Below are 25374 nucleotides of genomic sequence, written 5' to 3' on the forward strand. Positions count from 1 at the left end.
ACGTTCCCAGGCAAGGGCGCCGGCGGTCATGCCACCGGCGCCCTTATGCTGTCACACGACCAGTTGCGCGCCGAGGAACTGCCGGAGTTCCGGGGTGCGGGGGTTGCCGAAGACCTCCTCGGGCGGGCCGATCTCGTGCACGCGGCCCTGGTGCATGAAGACCACACGGTCGCAGACCTCGCGGGCGAAGCGCATCTCGTGGGTCACCATCATCAGCGTCATGCCGTCGGCGGCCAGCTCCTTCACCACCGCCAGCACCTCGTTCACCAGCTCCGGGTCGAGGGCCGAGGTGATCTCGTCGCACAGCAGGGCCATCGGCTGCATGGACAGTGCCCGCGCGATGGCGACGCGCTGCTGCTGCCCGCCGGAGAGCTGGTCGGGGTAGGCGTCGAACTTGTGGCCCAAACCCACCCGCTCCAGCATGCGGCGGGCCATCGCCTCCGCCTCGCGCGCCGGCGTCTTCTTGACGACCATCTGCGACAGCATGACGTTGCGCCCCGCCGACAGGTGCGGGAACAGGTTGAACTGCTGGAAGATCATGCCGACCTTCAGCCGCAGCGCCTTCAGGTGCAGGTCGTCGTTGATGAGCTGGGCGCCGGCCACCATGATCGAGCCGTCGTCGATCATCTCCAGCCCGTTGACGCAGCGCAGAAGCGTGCTCTTGCCCGAACCGCTCTTGCCGATGATGGCGACGACCTCGCCGCGCTCGACGTCCAGGTTGATCCCCTTCAGGACTTCGACGTCGCCGAAGCGCTTCTTCACCTCAGTGATCGCGATGAGCGACATTGAGCTTCCTTTCCAGAATCTGGCTGCTCTTGGACAGGGGCCAGCACAGCGCGAAGTAGATCAGGGCGACCAGCCCATAGACGGTGAAGGGTTCGAAGGTCGCGTTGGTGACGACCGTGCCGGCCTTGGACAGCTCCACGAAGCCGATGATCGAGGTCAGCGCCGTGCCCTTCACCACCTGCACGGAGAAGCCGACGGTGGGCGGGACGGCGACGCGCACCGCCTGGGGCAGGATCACGTAGCGCATCTGCTGGACGTAGCCCATGCCGAGGCTGGCCGACGCCTCCCACTGGCCGCAGGCGACCGATTCCACGCAGCCGCGCCAGATTTCCACCAGGAAGGCCGCCGTCCACAGGATCAGCGCCAGCCCGGCGGCCAGCCAGGCCGGAACGTCGATGCCGAACAGGCCGAGCCCGAAGAAGGCGAGGAAGAGCTGCATCAGCAGCGGCGTGCCCTGGAACAGCTCGACATAGCCCTGGACGAAGATCCGTCCGGCCCGCGCCTTGCCGATCCGCAGGTAGAGCAGCGCCATCCCCAGCAGACCGCCGCCGACGAAGGAGACCAGCGAAAGAACGACCGTCCAGCGCGCCGCCAGCAGCAGGTTGCGCAGGATGTCCCACAGGGTGAAGGTCATCATCGCGCGGCCCTCCGTGGGAACAGCATCCGCCCGACGCCGCGCAGCGCCTGCCGCAGCGCCAGCGCCAGCAGCAGATAGAGGCCGGTGGTCAGGAAATAGCTCTCGAAGGCGCGGAAGGTCCGCGACTGGATGAAGTTGGCGGCGAAGGTGATGTCCTCCGCCGCGATCTGCGACACCACCGCCGAGCCGAGCATGACGATGACGATCTGCGACGACAGCGCCGGCCAGATCCGTTGCAGCGCCGGGATCAGGACGACGTGGCGGAAGGTTTCGAACCGCGTCATGGCGAGGCTGGCCCCGGCCTCGAACTGGCCGCGCGGGGTGGCCTCGATGCCGGCGCGGATGATCTCGCCGCTGTAGGCGCCGAGGTTGACGACCATCGCCAGAACCGCCGCCTGGAACTCGGTCATCTGCACGCCGAGCGACGGCAGACCGAAAAAGATGAAGAAGAGCTGGATCAGGAAGGGCGTGTTGCGGATCAGCTCGACATAGGCGACGACCGGCGGGCGCAGCCAGCGCGGGCCGAGCGACCGCGTCCAGGCGCAGGCGATGCCCAGCGCCACCCCGAACAGCGTGCCGATCAGGGTCAGTTCGACCGTCGTCACCAGACCCTTCAGGATGACGGGCCAGTATTCGGCGATCCACGAATAATCGAAGCGGTAGGTCATGCGGCCCTCCGGTCAGCCCTCCGTACGCCGGGACGCCGCGGTGGCCGAAGCCGCCCGCGCCGCCCCGGCCCTATGGTCGTCAGAGGTCCTTCGGCAGGTCGGCGGACAGCCACTTCTGCGCGATGGCGTTCAGCGAGCCGTCGGCCTTGGCCGCCGCCAGGATGCCGTTCAGCTTTTCCAGCAGGGCCGGCTGCTCCTTGCTCAGGCCGATGTAGCAGGGGGAGTTCTTGATGAGGAACTTCAGCTCCGGCCGCTTCGGCGGGTTGCGGGCGAGGATCGCCGCCGCCACGACGTTGCCGGTCGCCACCACCTCGACCTGACCGGACAGGAAGGCGGAGATGGTGCCGTTGTTGTCCTCGTAGCGCTTGATGACCGCGTCGGCCGGGGCGATCTTGGTCAGCTCCAGATCCTCGATGGCGCCCCGGGTCACGCCGACGGTCTTGCCGGCCAGATCCTCCGGCTTCGCGGCGGTGACGCCGGCCGGGGCGAAGACGCCGTTGAAGAAGGGCGCGTAGGCGTCGGTGAAGTCGATGACCTTCTCGCGCTCGGCGTTCTTGCCGAGGCTGGAGATGACCAGATCGACCTTGTTGGTCTGCAGGAAGGGGATGCGGTTGGCGCTGGTCACCGGCACCAGTTCCACCTTCACGCCCATCTTGGCGCCGATCAGCTTCGCCACGTCGATGTCGTAGCCGAGCGGGGTCATGTCCGGGCCGACCGAGCCGAAGGGCGGGAAGTCCTGCGGGACGGCGACGCGCAGCGTGCCGCGCTTCGTGATGTCCTGCAGGGCGTCGGCCCGCGCGGCGGGGGCCTGGGCGATGGAAAGGCCGGCGACGGCGGCGACGGCCAGGGCGAGCAGGGTCCTGCGCTTCATGTCTCTAACTCCTCCGGTTGGTCTGGATGGAATGGTTTTGTGAAAGGGGTCAGGCGGGGGCGCCGGGCGAGAGGATCTCGCGCAGGCCGGCCAGGGGATCGGGGGCGGCGGCGAGGTCGAGGCCGTCCTCGACGCGCCGGATGTGCTCGTCCATCAGCCGCGCCGCCCCGGCATAGTCGCCGTCGGCCAGCAGCGTCACGATGCCGGCGTGGTCGTCGCTGGACGCCGCGGCGTCCTGGTCGGACTGGTAGAGCATCGAGACCAGCGTCGTGCGCGCGGTCAGGTCGCGCAGGATGTCGGTCAGGAAGGCGTTGCCGAAGGCGTGGGCGAGGTGGATGTGGAAGTCGCCGAGCAGGCAGGTGCGCGACCCGACATGGCCGGAGTGCAGCGCCTCGCGCTCCTCCTCGACATGGGCGCGCAGGTGGGCGACGGCGTCGCCGGGCAGCGTGTGCAGATCGCGCAGCATCCCGGTCTCGATCACCCGCCGCGCCTGGAAGGCGGCCCGCGCCTCCGTCGCCGAGGGCTCGACGACGAACCAGCCGCGCCGGGCGCTGACATGGACGATGCCGCGCGTCTCCAGCCGCATCATCGCCTCGCGCACGCGGGTGCGGGACACGCCGTAGACCTCGGCCAGCTTCGCCTCGCCCAGCCGGGTGCCGGGCCGCAGCCGGCCGCCCAGGATGGCGGAGATCACGCTGTCTTCGATGCTGTCGGAAAGCTGGGTCATCAAGCTGCCGCACCAATCTTGTATACAAGACTGTTGAGCAAGCGGCGTGCCAACCGGAAAGGCGCGGAAACGCTGGCCCCCGGCCCTTGTTGCGATCAAAAATTGGGCATGGCGTCGACCTGATTAAGCCTTATGCACTTTTCTGCGGCATCGCTTCGATCCGCCTGCTCCGAATGGCGAAGGGCGGCGGCGGATAAGGCGGAACCAACGGCCGCCAGCTCCAGTTGGGTTGAGGGACTCTCCCGCTTCGCAAAGAGGACCGTTCCCATGGCTCGTGCAGCCACCCATTCCCTTGCCGTCGTCACCGGGGCGTCCACCGGCATCGGCCTCGAACTCGCCAAAGAATGCGCCCGGAACGGCTTCGACCTGCTGATCGCCGCCGACGACCCGGCCATCGAGGAGGCCGCCAAGGAGCTGCGCGCGCTCGGCGTCACGGTCGAAGCGGTGCAGGCGGACCTCGCCACCCTCGACGGCGTCGACACACTGTGCGCGGCGGTGAAGGGCCGGCCGGTCGACGCCCTGCTCGCCAACGCCGGCCACGGGCTGGGCCACGGCTTCCTCGATCAGGACTTCCAGGAGGCCCGCCACGTCATCGACACCAACATCACCGGCACGCTGTACCTGATCCAGAAGGTCGGGCGCGGCATGCGTGACCGCAAGCAGGGCCGCATCCTGATCACCGGCTCGATCGCCGGCTTCATGCCCGGCACCTATCAGGCGGTCTACAACGGCACCAAGGCCTTCATCGACTCCTTCTCCTTCGCGCTGCGCCACGAGATCAAGGACTCCGGGGTGACGGTCACCTGCCTGATGCCCGGCGCCACCGACACCGAGTTCTTCGAGCGCGCCGGCATGGAGGACACCAAAATCGGCCAGGGCAAGAAGGACGACCCGGCGATGGTCGCCAAGGTCGGCTTCGACGCGATGATGCGCGGCGACGGCGATGTGGTGGCCGGCTGGAAGAACAAGCTGCAGACCGCCATGGCCGCCGTGACGCCCTCCGGCGTGCTGGCCGAGCAGCACCGCAAGCAGGCCGAACCCGGTTCCGGCCACCACTGACGCTCGGCACGCCCGCCCCCTTTCCCCACCCCCCACGGAGGAGCTTCCCATGAAAGCCCTGGTCTGGCACGGCACCGCTGACGTCCGTTACGACACCGTTCCCGACCCGGAGATCGAGCAGCCCCGCGACGCCATCGTCAAGGTCACGTCCTGCGCCATCTGCGGTTCGGATCTGCATCTCTACGACCACTTCATGCCCGGCATGGAGAAGGGCGACATCCTGGGCCACGAGTTCATGGGCGAGGTCGTCGACGTCGGGGCCGAGGCCAAGAGCGCCCTGAAGGTCGGCGACCGCGTCGTCGTCCCCTTCACCATCTGGTGCGGCGAGTGCGACCAATGCCGCCGCGGCAACTATTCGGTCTGCGAGCGCTCCAACCGCAACAAGGCGATGGCCGACAAGCTGTTCGGCCACACCACGGCCGGGCTGTTCGGCTACACCCACCTGACCGGCGGCTATCCCGGCGGGCAGGCGGAGTATGTGCGCGTCCCCTTCGCCGACCGCACCCATGTGAAGATTCCGGACGGGCTGACCGACGAGCAGGTGCTGTTCCTCGGCGACATCTTCCCCACCGGCTGGCAGGCGGCGGCGCAGTGCGACATCCAGCCGACCGACACGGTGGCGATCTGGGGCTGCGGCCCGGTCGGGCAGATGACGATCCGCAGCGCCATCCTCTTGGGCGCCAAGCAGGTCATCGCCATCGACCGCGTGCCCGAACGCCTGTCCATGGCCAAGGCCGGCGGCGCCATCACCATCAATTTCGAGGAGGAAAGCGTCGTCGAGCGGCTGAACGAGCTGACCGGCGGCAAGGGTCCGGAGAAATGCATCGACGCCGTCGGCATGGAGGCGCACGCCACCGCCACGCTCGATTCCATGTACGACCGCGCCAAGCAGGCGCTGGCTCTGGAATCCGACCGCGCCCATGTGCTGCGCGAGATGATGTATGTCTGCCGCCCCGCCGGCACGCTGTCGATCCCCGGAGTCTATGGCGGGCTGATCGACAAGGTCCCCTTCGGCATGTCGATGAACAAGGGCCTGACCTGGCGCATGGGCCAGACACACGTCAACCGCTGGACCGACGACCTGCTGCGCCGCATCCAGGAGGGCCAGATCGACCCGTCCTTCGTCATCACCCACACCGTGGGTCTGGCCGACGGGCCGGATATGTACCAGACCTTCCGCGACAAGCGGGACGGCTGCATCAAGGTCGTGCTCAAGCCGTAACCGGGAGGTGCATCATGGCGTATTACCGACGGAATTCGTCCGCGGACCGGATGGCCCGCGGCCTGGGCTGGTTCAGCATCGGGCTGGGCGTTGCCGAACTGGTGGCCGCCCGCCGTCTTGCCCGCTGGATGGGGATGGAGGAGCAGGCCGGGCTGATCCGGTCCTACGGCGCGCGCGAGGTGGCGACCGGCGTCGGCCTGCTGGCGATGGGTGACGCCCGTCCCTGGATGTGGGGACGGGTCGCCGGGGACGCGCTGGACCTCGCCACGCTGGCGTCGGCGCACCACGACGGCAACCCTCGCCGGGAGAATGTCGCCACGGCGTTGGGCGCGGTCGCGGCGGTGACGGCGCTCGACGTGCTGTGCACGGCGATGCTGCACCGGGAGGAGGCGGCGGCGTGGACTCCGCCCCGCGACTACAGCGACCGCACCGGCCTGCCGCGCCCGCCCACCGCCATGCGGGGCGCCGCCAAGGACGCCCCGATCCCCGCCGACATGCGGACCCCGGATATCCTGCGCTTCCAGCCGGCTTGAGCGGCTCGGTCATAGCCCTCTCCCCCCTGGGGAGAGGGGACAACACCCCCTCAGCAACACCCCGCCTTGCCGGCGCCGTAGCGCGCCTGCAGACGGTTGTCGAGGAACTCGGTGTAGGTCATCGCCGACTGGTCGGGGTGCCGGGTCCGCATGTGCTCCAGATAGGTGTCGTAATCCGGCACCCCGATCATGAGCTTGGCCGTCTGCTCGAAGTAACCGCGGAACCGGCTGAGGTTGCTTTTCAAGCCGCTCATCGGTGGTCCTTTTCCAATAGACCGTTCCCTCACTCCCGAAGGAGTGAGGGAACGGTGTGACCCTGCTCAATCCCCCGCCCGCGCGGTGGCGCCGCCGGTCGGGATCTCCCGGGTGGTCGGGCGGTCGCTGCGCAGCGCCTTCAAGCAGGACAGGATGCCGAAGACCAGCACCGCCAGCACCACCAGAACGAACAGCGAGGCCAGCGCCGCGTCCAGGTAATCGTTGAAGATCACCTGCCGCATCTGCTCCATCGAGGTCGCCGGAGCGAGCAGCCGGCCCTCGTTGGCGGCGGTGCTGAACCGCTCGGCGTGGGCGAGGAAGCCGATCGCCGGGTTGCTGTGGAAGACCTTCTGCACACCCGCGGTCAGGGTGCAGATCAGCAGCCACGCCGCCGGCACCATGGTCACCCAGGCGTAGCGCTCCCGCTTCATCCGGAACAGCACCACCGTCGCCAGGATCAGGGCGATGCCCGCCAGCATCTGGTTGGAGATGCCGAACAGTGGCCAGAAGGTGTTGATGCCGCCCAGCGGATCGACCACGCCCTGATAGAGGATGTAGCCCCAGGCGGCGACGCACAGGCCGGTGGCGATCAGGTTGCCGGCCCAGGACGCCGTGCGCTGCAGCGGCTTGAAGAAGACGCCCAGCAGGTCCTGCAGCATGAACCGCCCGGCGCGGGTGCCGGCGTCGACGGCGGTCAGGATGAACAGCGCTTCAAACAGGATGGCGAAATGATACCAGAAGGCCATCATGCCCTTGCCGCCGAACAGATCGGAGAAGATCTGCGCCATGCCGACGGCCAGGGTCGGCGCGCCGCCGGCCCGCGACAGGATGCTCACCTCGCCGACGTCCTGCGCCGTCTGGGTGATCATCTCCGGCGTGATGACAAAGCCCCAGTTGTTGATGACCTGGGCCGCCGACTCCGCCGTGGTGCCGAGCAGCGCGGGCGGGCTGTTCATGGCGAAGTAGATGCCCGGCTCGATGCAGGAGGCGGCGACCAGCGCCATGATGGCGACGAAGGACTCGGTCAGCATGCCGCCGTAGCCGATGAAGCGGGTGTGGAGTTCGTTCTCCACCATCTTCGGCGTGGTGCCGGAGGAGATCAGGGCGTGGAAACCCGACACCGCGCCGCAGGCGATGGTGATGAACAGGAACGGGAACAGGCTGCCCGACCACACCGGGCCGGTGCCGTCGACGAAGCGGGTGACGCTGGGCATCTTCATCGGCGGCGCGACGAGCAGGATGCACAGCGCCAGCATCACGATGGTGCCGACCTTGAGGAAGGTCGACAGGTAGTCGCGCGGAGCCAGCAGCAGCCACACCGGCAGCACCGACGCCACGAAGCCGTAGCCGATCAGGATCCAGGTGATCTGGATGCCGGTTAGCGTGAAGACCGGCGCCCACGTCTCGCTCTGCGCGACCTGTCCGCCGAGCAGGATCGCGGCGATCAGCAGGAAGAAGCCGATGATGGAGATTTCGCCGATCCGGCCGGGGCGCAGGAAGCGCATGTAGATGCCCATGAACAGGGCGATCGGCACGGTGGCGGCGACCGTGAAGAAGCCCCACGGGCTGTTGGTCAGCGCCTTGACGACGACCAGGGCCAGCACCGCCAGGATGATGACCATGATCATGAAGGTGCCGAACAGGGCGATGACGCCGGGGATGTCCCCCAGCTCGGCCTTGATCAGCTCACCCAGCGAGCGCCCGTCGCGGCGCATCGAGACGAACAGGATCATGAAGTCCTGGACCGCCCCGGCGACCACCACGCCGGCGAGAATCCACAGCATGCCCGGCAGGTAGCCCATCTGGGCCGCCAGCACCGGGCCGACCAGCGGGCCGGCGCCGGCGATGGCCGCGAAATGATGGCCGAACAGGACGTACTGGTTGGTCGGGACGTAGTCCAACCCGTCGTTGTGACGCATCGCCGGAGTCGGGCGCGCCGGGTCCAGCCGCATGACGCGGGTGGCGATGAACAGACTGTAGTAGCGGTAGGACACCAGGTAAGTACAGACGGCGGCCACGACCAGCCAGAGGGCGTTGATGGTCTCGCCGCGCGCCAGGGCGACGGTGCCGAGCGCGAAGGCGCCCAGCACGGCGAGGACCAGCCACGGCGCGTGATTGAGGATGCGGGGCATGCGTACTCCTCCCAAACGATTCGCAATCGTTGAAAAGCACGATGAACCTGATGAATACGATGGAGAATCATCCTCTCATCACGCCCGAACGGAAAGAGCAAACTCACCGGTCGCGACAAAATGGGCCAAAAATAAGGCCTACCCTCAATTTGAGCGGGCAGCCCGCCGCCCCCGGGCGATCAGCGCGCCATGGACGACTCCGGCGCCCAGGCTGGTGTGGCCGCTGAACATGACGAGGCCGAGTCCCCAGCCCTGCCACGCCACAAGCAGGCCCAGAGCCCCCAGAAGGGACGCCGCTCCGCCGACGCGCAGGGCGACCGTCGCGGGCGCCGGCAGCGCCCGTCCGAACAGGTCATGCTGCGGGCGATCCATGGCGACGGCCAGCGCGGCGAACCCCGTCAGGCACAGGATGAAGGACGACAGGTGGATCATGCTCATCCCTCGCGCAACACGGCGGCGCCGGCGGGTTTGTTGACGGCTTTGCGGGCGGGCCGTGTCTTGGGCTGGTGGCGGAGCGTGCGGACCGCCAGGACGGCGTGGAGCGCCGCCAGCGCCCAGCACATCAGGTCCATGCCGGCGAACACCCAGTCGCCGTCGGCCAGGCTGCGCCAGAGCGGCCGCTGCGTGGTCGCGGCGTTGAGCACGGGCAGCAGCGCCAGCAACGCCGCGGCCAGCCACAACTGCTCGACCCAGGCCTTCTTCGCCGGGCGCAGCACGCCGTGCAGCAGCGTCAGCGCCCAGACGATGAAGAAGCCGTGGATCTCCCAGTTGGCGCGGTCCGCCAGGGTCTCTGGCAGCAGGCGGTTCGCCCAGAGGAAGGCCGCCATGGCGACCGACAGGCCGGCGATGCTGGCGATGTTCAGCCGTTCCACGACGTGGAAGCCGATGTGGGGCCGGGCCGGATCGGGCAGCTTCTGCCGGCGCTTCACCGTCCACATCACCAGACCGGTGCCCACCATGGCGGTGCCGGCGAGGCTGACGAGGAAATAGAGCCAGCGCGTCACGCTGTCGCTGAAACGCCCCAGATGCAGGGCGTAGAGCACGCCGCGCGTCTCCGCCGCCGGCCCCACCCCTTCATGGACGGCCAGCAGCTTGCCGGTGGTCCCTTCGAATTCCAGATATTGCGGGCTCATCGAAACGCGCCCGCCGTCACCCCGCGCCACCGCCACCCGCGCCGCCGCGTCGCCCGGATGGGTGGCGGTGACCCGCCCGACGCCGTCCCGGCCCCAGCGCTCCTGGGCCTGGCGCACCATGTCCTCGATCGAGGCGAGCGGCGCCTTTTCGCCGCTGGGCTTGCCCGGCTGGATGAAGGCGCTGAGTTCGGCGTTGAGCTGCCGGCGGTCCTCCGCGGTCTTGATTCCCGCCTGCTGGCCCCAGGGCATGTAGAGCGCCATCAGAGTCACCAGTCCGGTGTAGGTGATCATGGCGTGGAACGGCAGCCCGAACACCGACAGCGCGTTGTGCGCGTCGAGCCAGGAGCGCTGCCCCTTGCCCCAGCGGAAGGTGAAGAAATCGACGAAGATCTTCTTGTGGGTGATGACCCCGCTGACGATGGCCACCAGCATGAACATGGCCGCGATTCCGGCGATCCAGCGCCCCCACACCACCGGCATGTAGTGGAACTGGAAATGGAAGCGATAGAAGAAGTCGCCGCCCAGCGTCGCGCGCGACGACACCGTCCGCCCGGTCGCCGGGTCGAAGTTGCCCTCGCCGAAGCCGCGCTGCCCGGGAGCCGCCCCGGCGGTGCGCCAGAAGGCGTAGACGCTGTTGTTGCGGGCGTCCGGCAGGCGCAGGCTCCATTGTGGGCTGCCCGGCACCAGGGCGACCAGCTCGTCGGCCACCCGCTGGGCCACCAGGGCCTGATCCGGAACCCCGCTCAGCGCCGGCAGTTCGGGGCGCATCCATTGCGACAGCTCGTCCTTGAAGTAGGACACCGTCCCGGTGAGGAACATCGCGTAGAGCACCCAGCCGAGAAGCAGCCCGACCCACGTGTGCAGGTCGGACATGCTCTGGCGGAGGCCGCGGCCGTCGGGGCGCGCTTGCTGGTCCGTCGTCACGCTCGGGCTCCCCATCACCAGACCGACCACGCCGCCAGCAGCAGCGGCGCGGCCACGACAAGAAGGCCCGCCCAGGCGCGCAGGGCGCTGCGGACCGCGAAGACCCAGATCACGGCGGCGGCGTAGATGACGAAGCTCGCCATCTCGCCGGTGAGCACCGCCTGGGGCTTGCTCATGGGAAGGGCCAGCACCGCCACGCTGGCGAGTGCCGCCAGCGCATAGCCGCCGAACAGGGCGGCGACTATGCGCGAGACGAGCGGGCCGCCCCAAGCATCAAAGGCTGCGCGCACCCGTCCGGCCACGGAGGTCATTTGTTGGGCGTCGCCGCCGGGCCGGCGGGGACCGGCGCCAGACCCTCGGGGTGGACGTAGGTCACCGTGGTGACGTAGCTGACGCCGTCATACTTCTCTGCGCCGTTGGCGCCCTGGCGCTCGCCGGGGGTGCGCTCGTTCAGGCTGACCTCGGCCACGTAGGTGCCCTTCCACGGCAGGTCGAAGGTGACCAGACCCTGCTCGTCGCTGTGCTCCTCCTTGGCCCAGCCGGACTGGGTGACCAGCATCACCTTGGTCTTGGCCTTGGGCTGGCCCTGGAAGACCAGCTTGAACTGGCCCGGCTTGCCGGTGGGCACGAGATCCAGCGCCAGCTTCGGCGCCTGCTCGGCGAAGCCGGTGATCAGCCGCGCGGCGGGATGGAACCAGTTGGTGGTCTCCTTGTCGCCCTGCTTCCACGTGTAGAGCGGGTAGAGCGTGTCCTCGGCGACGATGCTCTCGCCGTTGGCGGCCTTGAAGGGCAGCGCGAAGCCGTCGGCGGTCTTGGCGGCCTCGGCCTTCTGCTCGCCCTTGGCGGAGAGGAGGGTGCCGGCCGGCTTGCCGAACTTGTCGAGCAGGCCGGGCGAGACCTCGCGCAGGTTCTCGCCGAACTCCCCGAAGCGGATCGTGGCGTTGCCCTGCTCGGGCTGCTCGATCCAGATCTGGTGGGCTTGGGCGGGCATGGCGATGGGCATGGCGAAGCCCAGCGCGGCGATGAGGGCAAGCGACAGTTTGTTCATGATGAAATCCAGGAAGATCGGGAGGTTCAGAAATCGACGGTGGCGGACAGCAGCACGGTGCGCGGCGAACCGACGGTCACGTAGGTGCCGGTGGTCAGCCAGTACTCCTTGTCGAAGAGGTTCTCGACGCTGGCGCGCAGCACGACGGGCTTGCCCGACACGTCGGTGGTGTAGCGGGCGCCGATGTCGAAGCGGGTCCAGCCGTCGAAACGCAGCGTGTTGGCGTTGGTCAGGTAGGAGCCCGAGGTGTGGATCACGCGCCCGTTGAGGGCGAGGCCCTCGACCCACGGGGTGTCCCAGTCCAGGCTGGCGGAAAAGCTCTTGTCCGGCACGCCGGCGGCGTCGTTGCCCTCTTCCGAGGCGACGGCGGTCTTCGTCAGCTCCGGCTTCAGGAAGGTCGCGCTGGCCATGGCGCGCAGGCCGGGGAGGATCTCGCCATAGGCGGACAGTTCCAGGCCGCGGTTGCGCTGCTCGCCGTCATAGGCCAGCTCGTTGGACGCGGTGCGGATTGAGCTGGGGCGGGTGATCTGGAACACCGCGGCGGTGGTCGTGATGGTGCCCCAATCGACCTTGACGCCGCCCTCGAGCTGCTTCGACTTGTAGGGTTCGAGCACCGCGCCGGTGTTGGCGTAGCCGGCGCCGACGATGGTGCCGCGCGACAGGCCCTCGGCGTAGTTGCCGTAGACCGCGACGTTCTCCAGCGGCTTGACGACCAGACCGGCGAGCGGCGTCGTGGCGCTGGCGTCGTAGTTGCTGGTCTGCGCGCCGGTCGTCGTGCTGTAGCCCTTCACCTTCACCGTCTGGTCGCGCACGCCGAGCGTCAGCAGGACGCGATCGTTGACGAAGGACAGCGTGTCGGCGATGGCGATGCTGCTCAGCGTCGTCTCGGCCGACTTGCGCGGATCGGTGCGCGGCGCGGTGATGACGGGCAGCGGCGCCGGGTTGTAGATGCTCGACGGGGCCGAGCCGGCGGCCTGGATGTAGGCGTTGCCCTCCTCCCGCTGGAAGCCGGTGTATCCGATGTTGACCTGATGGCGGACGGGTCCCGTCTCGAAGCGCAGGCGCGCGCCGGCCGTGCCGCTGACCGTCTCGCTGTAGGAGTCGTAGTAGGAGTTGCGGACCGTGAAGTTGCCGAGCGCGTTCACGGCGGGGTTGGACTGCGGGAACACCTGATCGTTGGTGCCGTCCCGGTAGCCGATGCCGGCGTAGGCGGTCAGCCAGTCCGTCACGTCGAACTCGATGTTCGAGGCGATGGTCTTGTCCTTCTGGACCAGCGTCGTGTTCGGGTACCAGTTGCTGCGCGCGTCGGGCGGCGACGGGATGGCCGTCGTCGTGGACAGGATGCTGATCTGCGGGCGGAAATTGTCGGTGTCGTCGCGCTGGATGATGCCGTCGAGCGACCAGCGCAGCCGCTCGCCCCGGTAATCCACCGCCAGCGAGCCGAGGCCGGTCTTGACGTCGCCGTCCTTGATCGAGGCCTCGCCGCCGCGCAGCAGGCCGTTGAAGCGCACGCCCCAGGCGTTGTTCTCGCCGAAGCGGCGGCCGGTGTCGACATGCACGCCGAAATTGGAGTCGCTCTGGTAGAGCCCGGTCACGCGGGTCAGCGGCTGGTCGCCGGCCCGCTTGCTGAGGATGTTGATGCCGCCGCCGATGCTGCCGTTGGGGGCGATGCCGTTCATCAGCGCCCCCGGCCCCTTCAGCAGCTCGATCCGCTCGATGATCTGCGAGGGCACGCGGTTGGAGGACACCAGCCCGTACATGCCGTTGAAGCCGACGTCACCCGACGGAACGGCGAAGCCGCGAATCTGGAACGTGTCGTCGAAGCCGTTGCCGCCCGTGGTCGTGCGCACCGACGAATCGTTGACCAGCGTGTCCGCCGCCGTGCGCGCCTGCTGGTTCTCGATCAGTTCTGAGGTGTAGTTGGTCGTGCTGAACGGCGTGTCCAGCGTGTTCCTGGTGCCCAGCAGGCCCAGCGAGCCGCCGCGCGCCACCTGACCGCCGGCGTAGGGCGGCGGCGGTTCACCGGGAAGCGCTCCGGCGTTGGCCGACACCTGGACGGAGGGCAGCACCGTCGCCCCGGCCGGCGCGTTCACCACCGGCGCGGACCCTTGCGCGACGATGCCATACCCCGACGGCGTGCCCGCGATCTGGTAGCCGCTGCCGTCCAGCAGACGGCGGAAACCATCCTCGACCGTCGTCGTTCCGCGCAGCCCCTGGGAGGTTTTGCCCCGGACCTGCGCCGGGTCCACGGCGATGCTCACTCCGGCCTGGGCGGCGAAGCTGCGCAGCGCGGCGTCCAGCGGCCCCGCCGGCACGTTGGCGTTGATCGTGCGCGCCGCCGCCGTCTGGGCCTGGGCGGCCGGCGCGAAGGGAAGGCCGCCCGCGAGGACGGCGCTGGCAAAACAAACGGCCACGGCGACCGGGCGCAGCCCCGGTGCGAAGACGTCATGCGCGGCGCCGCGGCGGCGGGCGGTCAGGCGCAGGGCGTCCTTGCCGCAAGATTGAAGCATCGTGCCAGATCCTCTACCAAAAGGTGTACATGTGGCGCAGCGTTAGCGACCGGCACCCTGTCCGTTTCACAAAAGCCGAACGTCCGCGCTGATCGCCTGAATGCGAATGATTTTCATTCTAAGCATCAGGGTGAGGATCGCGCAAGGGGGCAACGTCACCGTCCTGGTGATCGTGTGCGCCTTTATACCCCTGATATCATTATGGGAATTTCGGGTGCCTCAACGCTCCCTCCCTTCCGGGGAGAGGGTTGCGAGGCACCTTCAGGCGCTGCCCCGCACCAGCAATTCGAACCCCACGTCCTGGGTGCGGTTCTCCACCTCGCCGCCCTGCATCCGCCGCAGCAGGAGGTTGGCGGATTCCGTGCCGATCTTGCGGCTGGCGATGGCGATGGTGGTCAGGCCCGGCGTCAGTTGCCCGGCGATGTCGTAATTGCCGAACCCGGTGATCGCCAGATCCTTCGGCACCGAGATCCCCAGGCCGCTGCAGGCCAGCAGGGCGCCGGAGGCCAGCACGTCGCTGACGAACACCACGGCGTCGGTGTCGGGATGCTGCTCCCGGACCAGCTTCAGCAGTTCCACGCCGGTCGCCATCACCATCGGCCCGCTGGCCACCGTGACGACTCGCGGCGCCACGCCCGGGAAATGACGTTCGTGGGCGTCCTGGAAGCCTTTCAGACGCTCCTTGGCGCGGTGGTCGCCCGGCTTCATGACGCCCGTGAAGGCCAGCCGGCGGTAGCCGCGCCCCACCAGATGGTCGACCACGCTCATCAGCGCGGCGTGGTTGGAGAAGCCGACCAGCATGTCGACGGGGCGGTTCGTCCAACTCCAGCTTTCGACCACCGGCACCCCGGTGCGCTTCAGGAGGGCCGTGGTCTCCTGGGTGTGGCGGGTGCCGATGATGAAGAAGCCGTCCGGGCGCCGCCCGCTGAAGCTGCGAACCAGCGATTCCTCGCGCCCCGCCATATAGTCGGTGTGGCCGAGGAAGACCTGATAGCCCTCCGGCAGCAGGACGTCGGTCAGGCCCTGGATGGTTTCCGCGAAGATCGAGGCGGAGATGGTCGGGATGATCGCCGCCACCGTCATGCTGCGGTTGGAGGCGAGGTGGCTCGCCGCCAGGTTCTGCACGTAGCGGGTTTCGCGAACCGCTTCCTCGATGCGGGCGAGCGTGTCCGGGCCGACGCTGCGCGGATCGCGGAGCGCGCGCGACACCGTCTGCGTGGAGACGCCGGCGGCCTGCGCCACATCGGCCATCGTCACCGCGCGGGTCGCGGAGCGCCGCCGTGACTCCGCCTTCCTGAGCGAAAGCTGTCCTTCGTCCGACACCTGGGATGACCTCTTATCCTGCCTCCGCCGGCCCGCCTTCGGGCACCGGCCGGCCGCCTTCTTGTGCATGGCCGCGCCCGCCGTTGCAAGCCGGGTGCGGCCCCGTTTCCACAATCCATAGCGCATTTCATGTTAGCGGTCACGTGAACGCTCACGTTATCGGTCACGAAAGATGCTTGATTGCCCCAACCAATCATGTTACCGGTCACGTTAGCGGTCACTCCGAACAAACGCGAAGGCGGACGATCCGGGGACTGCGGGGAGGAACACCGCGGCGGCCCGATGGCCGGACGGCGGGCAAGCAACAAAGACAAGCAACGAAGCAGGCAAGACATGAGCGTTCTTGCGGACAGCGTCGCCTGGATCACCGGCGGCGGCAGCGGAATCGGGGAGGCCGGCGCGCGGGCACTGGCCCAGGGCGGTGCCACCGTCGTCCTGTCCGGACGGCGCGAAGACGCGCTCCACCGCGTGGCGGAGTCCATCCGCGCCGCCGGCGGCAGGGCCGAGACCGCGGTCCTCGACGTGGCCGACGAGGCGGCGGTGCGGCGCGTGGCGGCGGCGATCCTCGACCGCCACGGGCGAATCGACACGCTGGTCGCCAGCGCCGGGATGAACCTGCCCAACCGCAGCTTCCGCGACGTCGGGACGGAGGGCTGGCGGCGGCTGGTCGACGTCAACCTCAACGGCACCATGCACGCCATCCAGGCGGCGCTGCCGTCGATGAGGGAACGCCGGTCCGGCACCGTCATCATCGTGTCCTCCTGGGTCGGGCGGCACGCGCTCGTCCTCGGCGGCCCCGGCTACAACGCGACCAAGCAGGCGCTGGTGACGCTGAGCCACAGCCTGAACATGGAGGAATGGCGCAACGGCCTGCGCTCCTGCGTGGTCATGCCGGGCGAGGTGGCGACCGACCTTCTGGGCCAGCGCCCCTCTCCGCCGCCGGCGGAGGAAATGGCGCGCCTGCTCCAGCCCGAAGACCTGGGCCGCACCATCCGCTTCGTGGCCGAGATGCCACCCCACGTCTGCGTCAACGAAATCCTCATCAGCCCCGTCTGGAACCGCGCCTTCTTCACGGAAGCGCCGGCGACCAACGGCTGACCGAACCCTTCCTTCCGCCCCATCCCTCCACGTGGCCGGCGGACCCACGGCAACAAGACCCGGACATCATGGACAAGAAACGCAACATCCTCAGCGGTTACCGTGTGCTCGACTGCTCCATCGCCATGGCCGGCCCGCTGGCGGCGCAGCGCCTGGGCGACCTCGGCGCCGACGTGGTGAAGGTGGAGCCGGTGACCGGCGAGTGGCAGCGCCACACCGCGGCGGGCGGCATCACCGGCAACAAGGTGAACGTCTCCTTCCTGTCGCTGAACCGGAACAAGCGCTCGCTCGCCGTCGACCTGAAGAACACCGAGGGCAAGGCCCTGCTGATGGAGCTGGTCAAGACCGCCGACGTGTTCCTCCAGAACTACCGGCCCGGCGTCGCCAAGCGCCTGGGCGTGGACTATGAATCGCTGTCGGCGATCAACCCGCGCCTGATCTACCTGTCGATCTCCGGCTATGGCGAGACCGGCCCCTACGTCCAGCGCCCGGGCCAGGATCTGCTGTTGCAAGGCATGTCCGGCGCCATGCTGTCGGCGGGCCGCGAGGGCGAGGCCCCGACCCCCGCCGGCCAGTATCTGGTGGACGCGATCACCGGCTACACCGCCTTCGAAGGCGTGCTGGCCGCCCTGCTCCACCGCGAGCGCACTGGCGAGGGCCAGCTCGTCCAGGTGAACATGCTGGACGCCATCACGACGATCCAGATGCAGGAGCTGTCGGTCTTCACGGTCGGCGGCAAGCCGCAGACCCGCTCCGCCGAGCCGCACGCCCACGTCTACATCCGCGCCCCCTACGGCGCCTTCGCGACCAGCGACGGCTTCATCATCGTGGCCTTCCCGCCGCTGAAGCTGCTGGGCGAACTGATCGGCGAGCCGTCCTTCCTCGACATGGAGGACGAGACCGACAGCTGGTCGCGCCGCGACGAGATCTTCGCCAAGACCCGCGACCGGCTGACCGCGAAGACCTCCGCCGAGTGGCTGGAGCTGTTCAACGCCGCCGGGGTTTGGGCCGGGCCGGTCTATGGCTACGCCGACCTCGTGAACGACCCGCAGATCAAGCACAACGGCACCTTCGTCGAGTACGACCACCCGACCGAGGGCCGCGTCAAGACGCCGGGCTTCCCGATCAAGTTCTCCAAGACCCCGTCAGAGGTCGAGCGTGGCGCCCCCCTGACCGGCGAGCACACCCGCGAGGTCCTGGAGGCCGCCGGCTTCACCGCCGAGGCCGTCGACCGCCTGCTGGCCGCCGGCGTCGTCGCCGCGACGGAACCGGAGGCGGAGGAAGAGGAGGTTCGGGCATGCGCTACCGCGCGCTGACCTGGGACCACCCGCGCGGCTACAATGCCTTGGCGGCAGCCGCCGCAGGGCTGGACGAGGGGCGCGACGGGCTTGCCATCGACTGGGACAAGCAGCCGCTCGAAGGCTTCGAGGCCCATCCGATCGGCGACCTCTGCGCCCGCTACGACCTGATCGTGCTTGACCATCCCCATGTCGGAGAGGCCGTCGCGGAACGCGGCCTGATCCCGCTGGAGGACCTGTTCACCGCCGAAGACATCGCCGGCTGGCAGCGCGACAGCATCGGGCCGAGCCTCGCCAGCTACCGCTTCGCGGACCGGCACTGGGCGTTGCCGCTCGACGCGGCGACGCAGGTGATGGCCTGCCGCGCCGATTTGCTGGGCGGGCCGATCCCCGTCACCTGGGCGGAGGTGGCGAGCCTGTCCGAGCGGGCGCCGGTCGCCCTGTCGCTGGCCGGGCCGCACGCCTGCCTGACCTTCCTGTCCATGGCGGCGGCCTTCGGAGATCCGCCCGCCGTGGCCGATCCCGACCGGCTGGTCTCGGCCGAGATCGGGGAACGGGTGCTCGACCTCATGGCGACGCTGGCCGGGCGGATGCCGGCGGCGGTGCGAGGGCTGAACCCAATCGGGCTGCTCGGCCACATGGCCCGCACCGATGACGTGGCGCTCTGCCCGCTGGTCTACGGCTACGTCAACTACGCCGCCCCCACGGCGGCGGAAGACAAGCCGGTCGCCTTCGCCGACGCGCCGCGCGCCACGGCGGACGGGCGTCCCGGCTCGACGCTGGGCGGCACCGGCATCGGCGTCTCCGTGCGCTGCGAGGTGACGCCGGCCCTGCTCGACCATCTGCGCTGGCTGCTCGGCGCCGAGGCGCAGCGGACCTTCATCCCGGCCCACGACGGCCAGCCGAGCCGCCGCGACGCCTGGGCGGACGAGGCGGTGAACGCCCGCTGGGGCAGCTTCTACCGCAACACCGCCGCGACGCTGGAGGCCGCCTATGTCCGCCCGCGCCACGCCGGCTACATCGCCTTCCAGACCGACGCCGCCGCGATGATCCGCGACGCGCTGGCCGAGGGCACGCCGCACGCCGCCTTGCTCGACCGCCTGCAACACCGCTACGCCGCCAGCCGTCCGGCTGCTGGCGCCGAACGATAAGGCCCATCCCATGGACTCGCTCAACACCCCCGATCCGGCGCTCGGCGCGGTCACCGTCACGGTGGACGGCTTCGTCGCCACCATCACGCTCGACCGCCCGCAGAAGCTGAACGCGGTGACCCCGGAGATGGCCGCGGAGCTGGTCGCCGCCGTCGCCCGCTGCAACGCCGACGACGACATCCGCTGCGTCGTGCTGACCGGCGCCGGGCCGCGCGCCTTCTGCTGCGGCTCCGACATCCGCGAGCTGGACCGCTACGACACCGCCTGGAACTTCCGCAACCGCGAAGACTATTGCGACGCCATCCGGGGCCTGCGCAAGCCCAGCATCGCCGCAGTCAACGGCTACGCCTTCGGCGGTGGGCTGGAGACGGCGATGAGCTGCGACATCCGCATCGCGTCGGAGAACGCGCAGTTCGGCGCGCCGGAGATCAAGCTCGGCTGGATCGGCGGCGGCGGCGTCGCGGCCTTCCTGTCGCACTCCATCGGCACCTCCAACGCCGCGATGATGATCCTGACCGGCGACCCGATCCCGGCGGACAAGGCGCTGGCCTGGGGCCTCGTCAGCGAGGTTGTGCCCGCCGACCGGCTGCTCGCCCGCGCGCAGGAGATCGCCGCCATCGTCGCCAGCCGCGCGCCCATCGCGGCGGAGACGGCGAAGCTGAACCTGAAGGCCGCCCACACCATGCCGGTTGAGAAGGCCATCGAGTACGAGCGCGACCTGCAGACCATCTGCTTCGCCACGGCGGACGCCGCCGAGGGGCGCGCCGCCTTCAAGGAAAAGCGCAGCCCGGTCTTCCGGCGCAAGTAAGACGAGGAGCGGACACCATGAGCAAGCGACCCCTTCCCCTCGACCCCGCCGCCGCCCTGCCCACGGACGAGGGCGCGCTCCTGGTCGGGCGCGCTTGGCGTCCCGGCGTCGGCCCCTCGGTCATCGCCGTGCGTGGCCGGGACGTCTTCGACATCACCAGCCGCGACGCGCCCACCGTGCGCGATCTGGTGGAGACCGGTAGCGCCGCGGCCATCGCCCGCGACGTGCCCGGTGAGTGGATCGGCACCGCCGCCGCCATCCTCGCCAACTCCGACGAGGACCGGCGGGACCCGGAGCGGCCCTGGCTGCTGGCTCCCATCGACCTCCAGGCGGTGAAGGCGTCCGGCGTGACCTTCGTGGTCAGCCTGCTGGAGCGCGTCATCGAGGAACAGGCGCGCGGCGCCCCGGACAAGGCGCTGGCCATCCGCGCCGACATCGACGCGCTGATCGGGCGCGACCTCTCCAGCCTGAAGCCCGGCTCGCCGGAGGCCATGGAGGTCAAGAAGGCGCTGATCGCCCGCGGGGTGTGGTCGCAGTATCTTGAGGTCGGCATCGGCCCCGACGCCGAGATCTTCACCAAGGGCCAGCCGATGTCGGCGGTCGGCACCGGAGCCCATGTCGGCATCCCGCCCTATTCCGTGTGGAACAACCCGGAGCCGGAAATCGCTGTGCTCGCCTCCAGCCGCGGGGAGATCGTCGGGGCCACGCTCGGCAACGACATGAACCTGCGCGACGTCGAGGGGCGCTCCGCCCTGCTGCTCGGCAAGGCGAAGGACAACAACGCCAGCGGCTCCATCGGCCCCTTCATCCGTCTGTTCGACGACCGTTTCACGCTCGACGGCGTGCGCAGCGCCGAGCTTGGGCTGGTGGTCGAGGGCAGCGACGGTTTCCGGCTGGAGGGCTCCAGCTCCATGTCGCAGATCAGCCGCGACCCGGTGGAGCTGGTGGAGGCCACCATCGGCGAGAACCACCAGTATCCGGACGGCTTCGTCCTGCTGCTCGGCACCATGTTCGCGCCGGTCGAGGACCGCGACCGTCCGGGCGAGGGCTTCACCCACAAGCTGGACGACGTGGTGACCATCACCGCCCCGGCGCTGGGCAGCCTGACCAACCGGGTCCGCCATTGCGCCGACTGCACGCCCTGGGACTTCGGCGCCGCCGCGCTGATGCGGAACCTCGCGGGCCGCGGCCTGCTCGGCTGATGCCGCCCCGAGACCGAGAGCAGAGAGACCAAGAAAGGACCCGCCCGTGACCCTCACCGGCATGATGCTGATCGGCGCCGAGAGCCACCGCGGCCGCAACGGCGAGATCCACGCCATCGACCCGTCCACCGGGGCGACGCTGGAACCCGCCTTCGGCGGCGGCGGGGCGGCTGAGGTCGACCGCGCCTGCCAGCTCGCCTGGGACGCCTTCGACCGCTTCCGCGAAACCGCGCCGGAGGACCGCGCCGTCTTCCTGGAGGCGGTCGCCCGCAACATCCTCGACCTGGGCGACGCTCTCATCGTCCGCGCCATGGCCGAAAGCGGCCTGCCGCGCGCCCGGCTGGAGGGGGAACGGGGCCGCACCGTCGGCCAGCTTCGCCTCTTCGCCGCGGTGGTGCGGGAAGGAAGCTGGATCGGCGCCCGCATCGACCCGCCCCAGCCGGAGCGCGCACCGCTGCCCCGCCCCGACCTGCGCCAGCGCCGCATCCCGCTCGGCCCGGTGGCGGTGTTCGGCGCCAGCAACTTCCCGCTGGCCTTCTCGGTGGCCGGGGGCGACACCGCGTCGGCCTTCGCCGCCGGCTGCCCGGTGGTGGTCAAGGCCCACTCCGCCCATCCCGGCACGTCGGAGCTGGTCGGCCGCGCCGTCCAGGCCGCCGTCGCGGAATGTGGCCTGCCGGAGGGCGTCTTCTCGCTGATCTTCGGCGCCGGCTCGTCGGTGGGCACGGCGCTGGTCGCCGACCCGCGCATCAAGGCGGTCGGCTTCACCGGGTCGCGCCGCGGCGGCGTGGCGCTGATGGAGGTGGCGGCCAAGCGCCCGGAGCCGATCCCCGTCTATGCGGAGATGAGCAGCATCAACCCGGTCTTCCTGCTGCCGGCGGCGCTCGCCGCGCGGGCCGAGGCGCTGGGCAAGGGCTTCGTCGCCTCGCTGACCATGGGCGCCGGGCAGTTCTGCACCAACCCCGGCATCCTGCTGGGTGTCAACGGGCCGGACCTCGACCGCTTCGTGGCCGCCGCCGTGGAGGCGCTGGGCGGCAGCGCGGCGCCGACCATGCTGACGCCGGGCATCCACGCCGCCTTCGACGCCGGGGTGGCCGCCCTGGCCGGCAACGCCCGCGTGGCGACGCTGGCCCGCGGGCTGGACGGCGACGGCCCCAACCGGTGCCGGGCGGCGCTGTTCGCCACCACCGCCGACGCCTTCCTCGACGATCCGGCCCTGCGGGAGGAGGTGTTCGGCGCCGCCTCCCTGCTCATCCGCTGCCCGGACCTGGACTCCTTGCGCGCGGTGGCGGAACGGCTGGATGGCCAGCTCACCGCGACCCTGCACATGGACGCGGCGGACACCGGGGCGGCGGCGGCCCTGCTGCCGACGCTGGAACGCAAGGCCGGCCGCATCCTGGCCAATGGCTGGCCGACCGGCGTCGAGGTCTGCCACGCCATGGTGCATGGCGGCCCTTTCCCGGCCACGTCGGACGGCCGCACGACCTCGGTCGGCACGGCGGCCATCGAGCGGTTCCTGCGGCCCGTCTGCTACCAGGACATCCCGGCCGACCTGCTGCCGGAGGCCCTGCGCGACGGCAACCCGCTGGGGCTGTGGCGCCGGTTCGACGGAGCGTTGTGCCGGCACTGAACCCCGACCACCGGCCCGCATACTCTGGTATGGTTCCGGGATTGCGGGCCAAACCAACCAAAAAAGACAGCAAACGAACAAATTCAGAGGAGGACGCAGCATGAAGCCGTTTCTGAGCGCAATCACGGGCATCACCCCAATCCTGGCCGGCGGGCTCGCCGCCGCCCTGGCGCTGGGCACCGCGTCGGTCGCCCTGGCCCAGTCGTCGGGCAAGACGGTGGTGACCTTCGCTGCGTCCCACTTCGCCGAGGTCGGCCGCGGCGACCGGCTGAAGGCCTGGGTGGAAAAGTTCAACCAGTCCCAGCCCGACATCGAGGTGAAGCCGGTCACCATCCCCTTCTCCTCCTTCGCCACCACCATCTTCACGCAGATGGGCGGCAACGGCGGCCCCGACGTGATCCGCTTCGACCTGCCGGAATTCTACGCCGCGGTGGCCGCCAAGTCGGTCCTGCCGATCGACGACATCGTGAAGGACGGCGCCCACAACTTCACCGCCGCCGACCAGTACATGAAGATCGAGGGCAAGCGCTACGGCTTCGCCTTCGACACCGCCAACTACGCGATGGTCTACAACGCCGCGCTGCTGCCCAACGGCACGCCGCCCAAGACCTTCGAGGAGTTCGTGAAGCTCGGCAAGGAGGCGACGAAGGACGGCAACTACGGCTTCGCCTTCCGCGCCACGATGGCCGAGCGCGGCGGCGTCTGGTACGACCTGACCAACTTCGTCTACGGCTTCGGCGGGCGCTGGTCCAAGCCGGACGGCACGCCGACCTTCAACAGCCCGGAGGTCGTGGCGGGCGTCGCCGCCTACAAGACCGTCTATGACGCCGGCATGATCCCCAAGGGCACCGACGCCGCCACCTACCGGCGGATGTTCTGGGAAGGCAAGGTCGCCATGGAGATCGACAACGGCGGCGTCGCCACCATCCTGACCTCGCAGGGCAAGGCGCACCCCATCGCCGCCGCCCCGTCGCCCTTCCCGCACAAGGAGCAGGGCATGATCCTGGCTCCGGTGACCATCAACGCCAACACCAAGGTGAAGGACGCCGCCGGCAAGTTCCTGCAATGGGCGCTCCAGCCGCAACAGCAGCAGGAACTCCAGACCCTGCTCGGTGCCGCCAACGTCGCGACGACGGTGGAGCGCACGCCGGAGGAGCTTCAGGCCATGCCCTGGCTGAAGGTCTACGACGCGCAGACCCCGAACAGCGTCCCCGCCCTGCCGCAGGGGCTTGAGACCAAGGCGCCGGAGATCCAGCAGATCATCGTCCAGCAGCTCCTCAAGGTGCTCCAGGGCGGCGTCGCCCCGCAGACCGCCATGGACGAGGCGCAGCGCCTGATCACCGCCCGCGTGCTCGCCCAGAAGTAAGGCTTTCACCGGCGGCGCCCCGGCGCCGCCGGTCCCAACTCCGGATACCGCATCATGATGAGCAGGACCGTGAGCCAGCCCAGGGCCGCCGCGCGGCGCGCGCCGATCGACCATGGCCGCTGGGTTCCCGCACTCTTCGTCGCCCCGGTGGCGCTCTACCTCCTGGTCTTCCAGGGCTACCCGCTGGTGCAGGAATTCCTGCTCAGCGTCACCTCCACCTCGCTGCTCTCGCCCGGCCAGCAGACCTATGTCGGGCTGGACAATTACCGCGAGCTCGTCTTCGACCCGGAGTTCCATCAGGTCCTGCGCGTCACCGCGGTCTACACGCTGGTCTGCGTGGTCGCCTCCATCGGGCTCGGCCTGCTGGCGGCGCTGCTGCTCGACGGCACCTTCCGGGGGCGCGGCATCGCCCGCGCGCTGGTCACCATTCCGTGGGCCGCCCCCCCGGTCGCCGCGGCGCTGATCTTCGTGTGGATGTTCAACGCGCAGTACGGCCTGTTTAGCCACCTCGCCCAGTTCCTGGGCTTCGTCGACGGCGGGGTGAACTGGCTGGACGAGCCGTCCTTCGCCCTGCCGGCCATCCTGATCACCACGATCTGGCAGATATTCCCCTTCTCCTCCGTGGTCATCCTGGCCGCCCTCCAGGGCGTGCCGTCGGAGCTGCGCGAGGCGGCGGTGATCGACGGGGCCGACCGGCTCAGCATCTTCCGCGCCGTCACCTGGCCGACCATCCGCCCGTCGGTGGCCCTGCTGACCCTGCTCATCACCGTGTGGTCGCTGCGCCGCTTCGACGTGATCTGGCTGATGACCCAGGGCGGCCCGCTGGGCGAGACCAACACGCTGGTCATCGACCTCTACCGCCGCGCCTTCGTCTACCTCGACCTCGGCCGGGCGGCGGCGGTCGGCATCATCGGGCTGGTCGTCGCGATCCTGGTGACGCTGGTCTATTTCTGGCTGTCGACGCGGGCGGAAAAGGCCGCCGGAAAGCGGTGATGT

Annotated in this window: 24 protein-coding genes; 11 read left to right on the forward strand and 13 right to left on the reverse strand. The window is 69.4% G+C overall.

Going from position 1 to position 25374, the window contains the following annotated elements:
* Nucleotides 1–51: 51 nt before the first annotated feature.
* From FHW79_RS24480 to FHW79_RS24500, 5 genes are all read right to left on the reverse strand, one after another.
* Nucleotides 52–786: an amino acid ABC transporter ATP-binding protein gene (locus tag FHW79_RS24480; RefSeq protein WP_014197879.1), complete on the reverse strand. Its 735-nt coding sequence runs from the start codon at nt 784–786 to the stop codon at nt 52–54.
* Nucleotides 764–1423: an amino acid ABC transporter permease gene (locus tag FHW79_RS24485; protein ID WP_183181313.1), complete on the reverse strand. Its 660-nt coding sequence runs from the start codon at nt 1421–1423 to the stop codon at nt 764–766. Before FHW79_RS24485 ends, FHW79_RS24480 begins: the two co-directional genes overlap by 23 nt.
* Complete coding sequence (locus FHW79_RS24490; protein WP_183181314.1) at nt 1420–2091, reverse strand: amino acid ABC transporter permease; 672 nt, start codon at nt 2089–2091, stop codon at nt 1420–1422. Before FHW79_RS24490 ends, FHW79_RS24485 begins: the two co-directional genes overlap by 4 nt.
* A 79-nt stretch (nt 2092–2170) precedes the next feature.
* Entirely contained in the window at nt 2171–2962 is a 792-nt protein-coding gene (locus tag FHW79_RS24495) for a transporter substrate-binding domain-containing protein (RefSeq protein WP_035677591.1), read from the reverse strand.
* A gap of 49 nt (nt 2963–3011) precedes the next feature.
* Complete coding sequence (locus FHW79_RS24500; RefSeq protein ID WP_183181315.1) at nt 3012–3689, reverse strand: GntR family transcriptional regulator; 678 nt, start codon at nt 3687–3689, stop codon at nt 3012–3014.
* Between the two features lie 267 nt (nt 3690–3956).
* Here FHW79_RS24500 and FHW79_RS24505 point away from each other — a divergent pair, with 267 nt between their 5' ends.
* Genes FHW79_RS24505 through FHW79_RS24515 form a run of 3 tightly spaced genes read left to right on the forward strand, consistent with a single transcriptional unit; the run spans nt 3957 to nt 6503 of the window.
* Complete coding sequence (locus tag FHW79_RS24505) at nt 3957–4748, forward strand: SDR family NAD(P)-dependent oxidoreductase (RefSeq protein ID WP_183181316.1); 792 nt, start codon at nt 3957–3959, stop codon at nt 4746–4748.
* A gap of 49 nt (nt 4749–4797) precedes the next feature.
* Complete coding sequence (locus FHW79_RS24510) at nt 4798–5970, forward strand: zinc-dependent alcohol dehydrogenase (protein WP_183181317.1); 1173 nt, start codon at nt 4798–4800, stop codon at nt 5968–5970.
* A 14-nt stretch (nt 5971–5984) separates the two neighbouring features.
* Nucleotides 5985–6503 carry a cyclase dehydrase gene (locus FHW79_RS24515; RefSeq protein WP_183181318.1) on the forward strand — a complete coding sequence of 173 codons (519 nt, stop codon included), beginning with the start codon at nt 5985–5987 and terminating at the stop codon, nt 6501–6503.
* A gap of 50 nt (nt 6504–6553) precedes the next feature.
* On the opposite strand, the gene FHW79_RS24520 is transcribed toward FHW79_RS24515, so the two are convergent.
* From FHW79_RS24520 to FHW79_RS24555, 8 genes are all read right to left on the reverse strand, one after another.
* Nucleotides 6554–6757, reverse strand: a complete 204-nt coding sequence (locus tag FHW79_RS24520; protein ID WP_211108471.1) for a CstA-like transporter-associated (seleno)protein — start codon at nt 6755–6757, stop codon at nt 6554–6556.
* 66 nt (nt 6758–6823) lie between these two features.
* Nucleotides 6824–8890 carry a carbon starvation CstA family protein gene (locus FHW79_RS24525; protein ID WP_183181319.1) on the reverse strand — a complete coding sequence of 689 codons (2067 nt, stop codon included), beginning with the start codon at nt 8888–8890 and terminating at the stop codon, nt 6824–6826.
* Between the two features lie 144 nt (nt 8891–9034).
* Nucleotides 9035–9322: a DUF3325 domain-containing protein gene (locus tag FHW79_RS24530; RefSeq protein WP_183181320.1), complete on the reverse strand. Its 288-nt coding sequence runs from the start codon at nt 9320–9322 to the stop codon at nt 9035–9037.
* 2 nt (nt 9323–9324) lie between these two features.
* Nucleotides 9325–10947 carry a PepSY-associated TM helix domain-containing protein gene (locus FHW79_RS24535; protein WP_348984265.1) on the reverse strand — a complete coding sequence of 541 codons (1623 nt, stop codon included), beginning with the start codon at nt 10945–10947 and terminating at the stop codon, nt 9325–9327.
* 14 nt (nt 10948–10961) lie between these two features.
* Nucleotides 10962–11258 (reverse strand): DUF3649 domain-containing protein, encoded by a 297-nt coding sequence (locus tag FHW79_RS24540; RefSeq protein WP_183181321.1) that lies wholly within the window; start codon nt 11256–11258, stop codon nt 10962–10964.
* On the reverse strand, nt 11255–11995 hold the full coding sequence (locus FHW79_RS24545; protein WP_183181322.1) for a cobalt ABC transporter substrate-binding protein: 741 nt from the start codon (nt 11993–11995) through the stop codon (nt 11255–11257). The genes FHW79_RS24540 and FHW79_RS24545 overlap by 4 nt, the downstream gene beginning before the upstream one ends.
* A 26-nt stretch (nt 11996–12021) precedes the next feature.
* The gene (locus tag FHW79_RS24550; RefSeq protein WP_183181323.1) at nt 12022–14505 is read right to left on the reverse strand and encodes a TonB-dependent receptor; all 2484 of its coding nucleotides are present in this window, start codon (nt 14503–14505) and stop codon (nt 12022–12024) included.
* 261 nt (nt 14506–14766) lie between these two features.
* Nucleotides 14767–15828, reverse strand: a complete 1062-nt coding sequence (locus tag FHW79_RS24555) for a LacI family DNA-binding transcriptional regulator (RefSeq protein ID WP_183181324.1) — start codon at nt 15826–15828, stop codon at nt 14767–14769.
* A 333-nt stretch (nt 15829–16161) separates the two neighbouring features.
* On the opposite strand from FHW79_RS24555, the gene FHW79_RS24560 reads away from it, so the two are divergent.
* The 8 genes from FHW79_RS24560 (at nt 16162) to FHW79_RS24595 (ending at nt 25371) form a co-directional block, all read left to right on the forward strand.
* Entirely contained in the window at nt 16162–16926 is a 765-nt protein-coding gene (locus FHW79_RS24560) for an SDR family oxidoreductase (RefSeq protein WP_183181325.1), read from the forward strand.
* Nucleotides 16927–16994: 68 nt separating this feature from the next.
* Nucleotides 16995–18242: a CoA transferase gene (locus FHW79_RS24565; protein WP_145678100.1), complete on the forward strand. Its 1248-nt coding sequence runs from the start codon at nt 16995–16997 to the stop codon at nt 18240–18242.
* On the forward strand, nt 18224–19375 hold the full coding sequence (locus FHW79_RS24570) for an ABC transporter substrate-binding protein (RefSeq protein ID WP_183181326.1): 1152 nt from the start codon (nt 18224–18226) through the stop codon (nt 19373–19375). Before FHW79_RS24565 ends, FHW79_RS24570 begins: the two co-directional genes overlap by 19 nt.
* Nucleotides 19376–19385: 10 nt before the next feature.
* Entirely contained in the window at nt 19386–20183 is a 798-nt protein-coding gene (locus tag FHW79_RS24575) for an enoyl-CoA hydratase-related protein (RefSeq protein WP_051140522.1), read from the forward strand.
* A 17-nt stretch (nt 20184–20200) separates the two neighbouring features.
* The gene (locus FHW79_RS24580; protein ID WP_183181327.1) at nt 20201–21385 is read left to right on the forward strand and encodes a fumarylacetoacetate hydrolase family protein; all 1185 of its coding nucleotides are present in this window, start codon (nt 20201–20203) and stop codon (nt 21383–21385) included.
* 46 nt (nt 21386–21431) lie between these two features.
* A complete protein-coding gene (locus FHW79_RS24585) occupies nt 21432–23012 on the forward strand; it encodes an aldehyde dehydrogenase (NADP(+)) (RefSeq protein ID WP_183181328.1) in 1581 nt (526 codons plus the stop codon).
* A gap of 100 nt (nt 23013–23112) precedes the next feature.
* On the forward strand, nt 23113–24378 hold the full coding sequence (locus FHW79_RS24590; RefSeq protein WP_183181329.1) for a sugar ABC transporter substrate-binding protein: 1266 nt from the start codon (nt 23113–23115) through the stop codon (nt 24376–24378).
* A gap of 54 nt (nt 24379–24432) precedes the next feature.
* Entirely contained in the window at nt 24433–25371 is a 939-nt protein-coding gene (locus FHW79_RS24595; protein ID WP_211108473.1) for a sugar ABC transporter permease, read from the forward strand.
* The last annotated feature ends 3 nt before the right edge of the window (nt 25372–25374 follow it).

This window comes from Azospirillum sp. OGB3 (assembly GCF_014192915.1).
Lineage (GTDB): Bacteria > Pseudomonadota > Alphaproteobacteria > Azospirillales > Azospirillaceae > Azospirillum.

Bases quoted from the DNA above. Each gene is read 5' to 3' on its own strand.
- FHW79_RS24480 (WP_014197879.1), bottom strand. From the start codon at position 786: ATGTCGCTCATCGCGATCACTGAGGTGAAGAAGCGCTTCGGCGACGTC.
- FHW79_RS24485 (WP_183181313.1), bottom strand. From the start codon at position 1,423: ATGATGACCTTCACCCTGTGGGACATCCTGCGCAACCTGCTGCTGGCG.
- FHW79_RS24490 (WP_183181314.1), bottom strand. From the start codon at position 2,091: ATGACCTACCGCTTCGATTATTCGTGGATCGCCGAATACTGGCCCGTC.
- FHW79_RS24495 (WP_035677591.1), bottom strand. From the start codon at position 2,962: ATGAAGCGCAGGACCCTGCTCGCCCTGGCCGTCGCCGCCGTCGCCGGC.
- FHW79_RS24500 (WP_183181315.1), bottom strand. From the start codon at position 3,689: ATGACCCAGCTTTCCGACAGCATCGAAGACAGCGTGATCTCCGCCATC.
- FHW79_RS24505 (WP_183181316.1), top strand. From the start codon at position 3,957: ATGGCTCGTGCAGCCACCCATTCCCTTGCCGTCGTCACCGGGGCGTCC.
- FHW79_RS24510 (WP_183181317.1), top strand. From the start codon at position 4,798: ATGAAAGCCCTGGTCTGGCACGGCACCGCTGACGTCCGTTACGACACC.
- FHW79_RS24515 (WP_183181318.1), top strand. From the start codon at position 5,985: ATGGCGTATTACCGACGGAATTCGTCCGCGGACCGGATGGCCCGCGGC.
- FHW79_RS24520 (WP_211108471.1), bottom strand. From the start codon at position 6,757: ATGAGCGGCTTGAAAAGCAACCTCAGCCGGTTCCGCGGTTACTTCGAG.
- FHW79_RS24525 (WP_183181319.1), bottom strand. From the start codon at position 8,890: ATGCCCCGCATCCTCAATCACGCGCCGTGGCTGGTCCTCGCCGTGCTG.
- FHW79_RS24530 (WP_183181320.1), bottom strand. From the start codon at position 9,322: ATGATCCACCTGTCGTCCTTCATCCTGTGCCTGACGGGGTTCGCCGCG.
- FHW79_RS24540 (WP_183181321.1), bottom strand. From the start codon at position 11,258: ATGACCTCCGTGGCCGGACGGGTGCGCGCAGCCTTTGATGCTTGGGGC.
- FHW79_RS24545 (WP_183181322.1), bottom strand. From the start codon at position 11,995: ATGAACAAACTGTCGCTTGCCCTCATCGCCGCGCTGGGCTTCGCCATG.
- FHW79_RS24550 (WP_183181323.1), bottom strand. From the start codon at position 14,505: ATGCTTCAATCTTGCGGCAAGGACGCCCTGCGCCTGACCGCCCGCCGC.
- FHW79_RS24560 (WP_183181325.1), top strand. From the start codon at position 16,162: ATGAGCGTTCTTGCGGACAGCGTCGCCTGGATCACCGGCGGCGGCAGC.
- FHW79_RS24565 (WP_145678100.1), top strand. From the start codon at position 16,995: ATGGACAAGAAACGCAACATCCTCAGCGGTTACCGTGTGCTCGACTGC.
- FHW79_RS24570 (WP_183181326.1), top strand. From the start codon at position 18,224: ATGCGCTACCGCGCGCTGACCTGGGACCACCCGCGCGGCTACAATGCC.
- FHW79_RS24575 (WP_051140522.1), top strand. From the start codon at position 19,386: ATGGACTCGCTCAACACCCCCGATCCGGCGCTCGGCGCGGTCACCGTC.
- FHW79_RS24580 (WP_183181327.1), top strand. From the start codon at position 20,201: ATGAGCAAGCGACCCCTTCCCCTCGACCCCGCCGCCGCCCTGCCCACG.
- FHW79_RS24590 (WP_183181329.1), top strand. From the start codon at position 23,113: ATGAAGCCGTTTCTGAGCGCAATCACGGGCATCACCCCAATCCTGGCC.
- FHW79_RS24595 (WP_211108473.1), top strand. From the start codon at position 24,433: ATGATGAGCAGGACCGTGAGCCAGCCCAGGGCCGCCGCGCGGCGCGCG.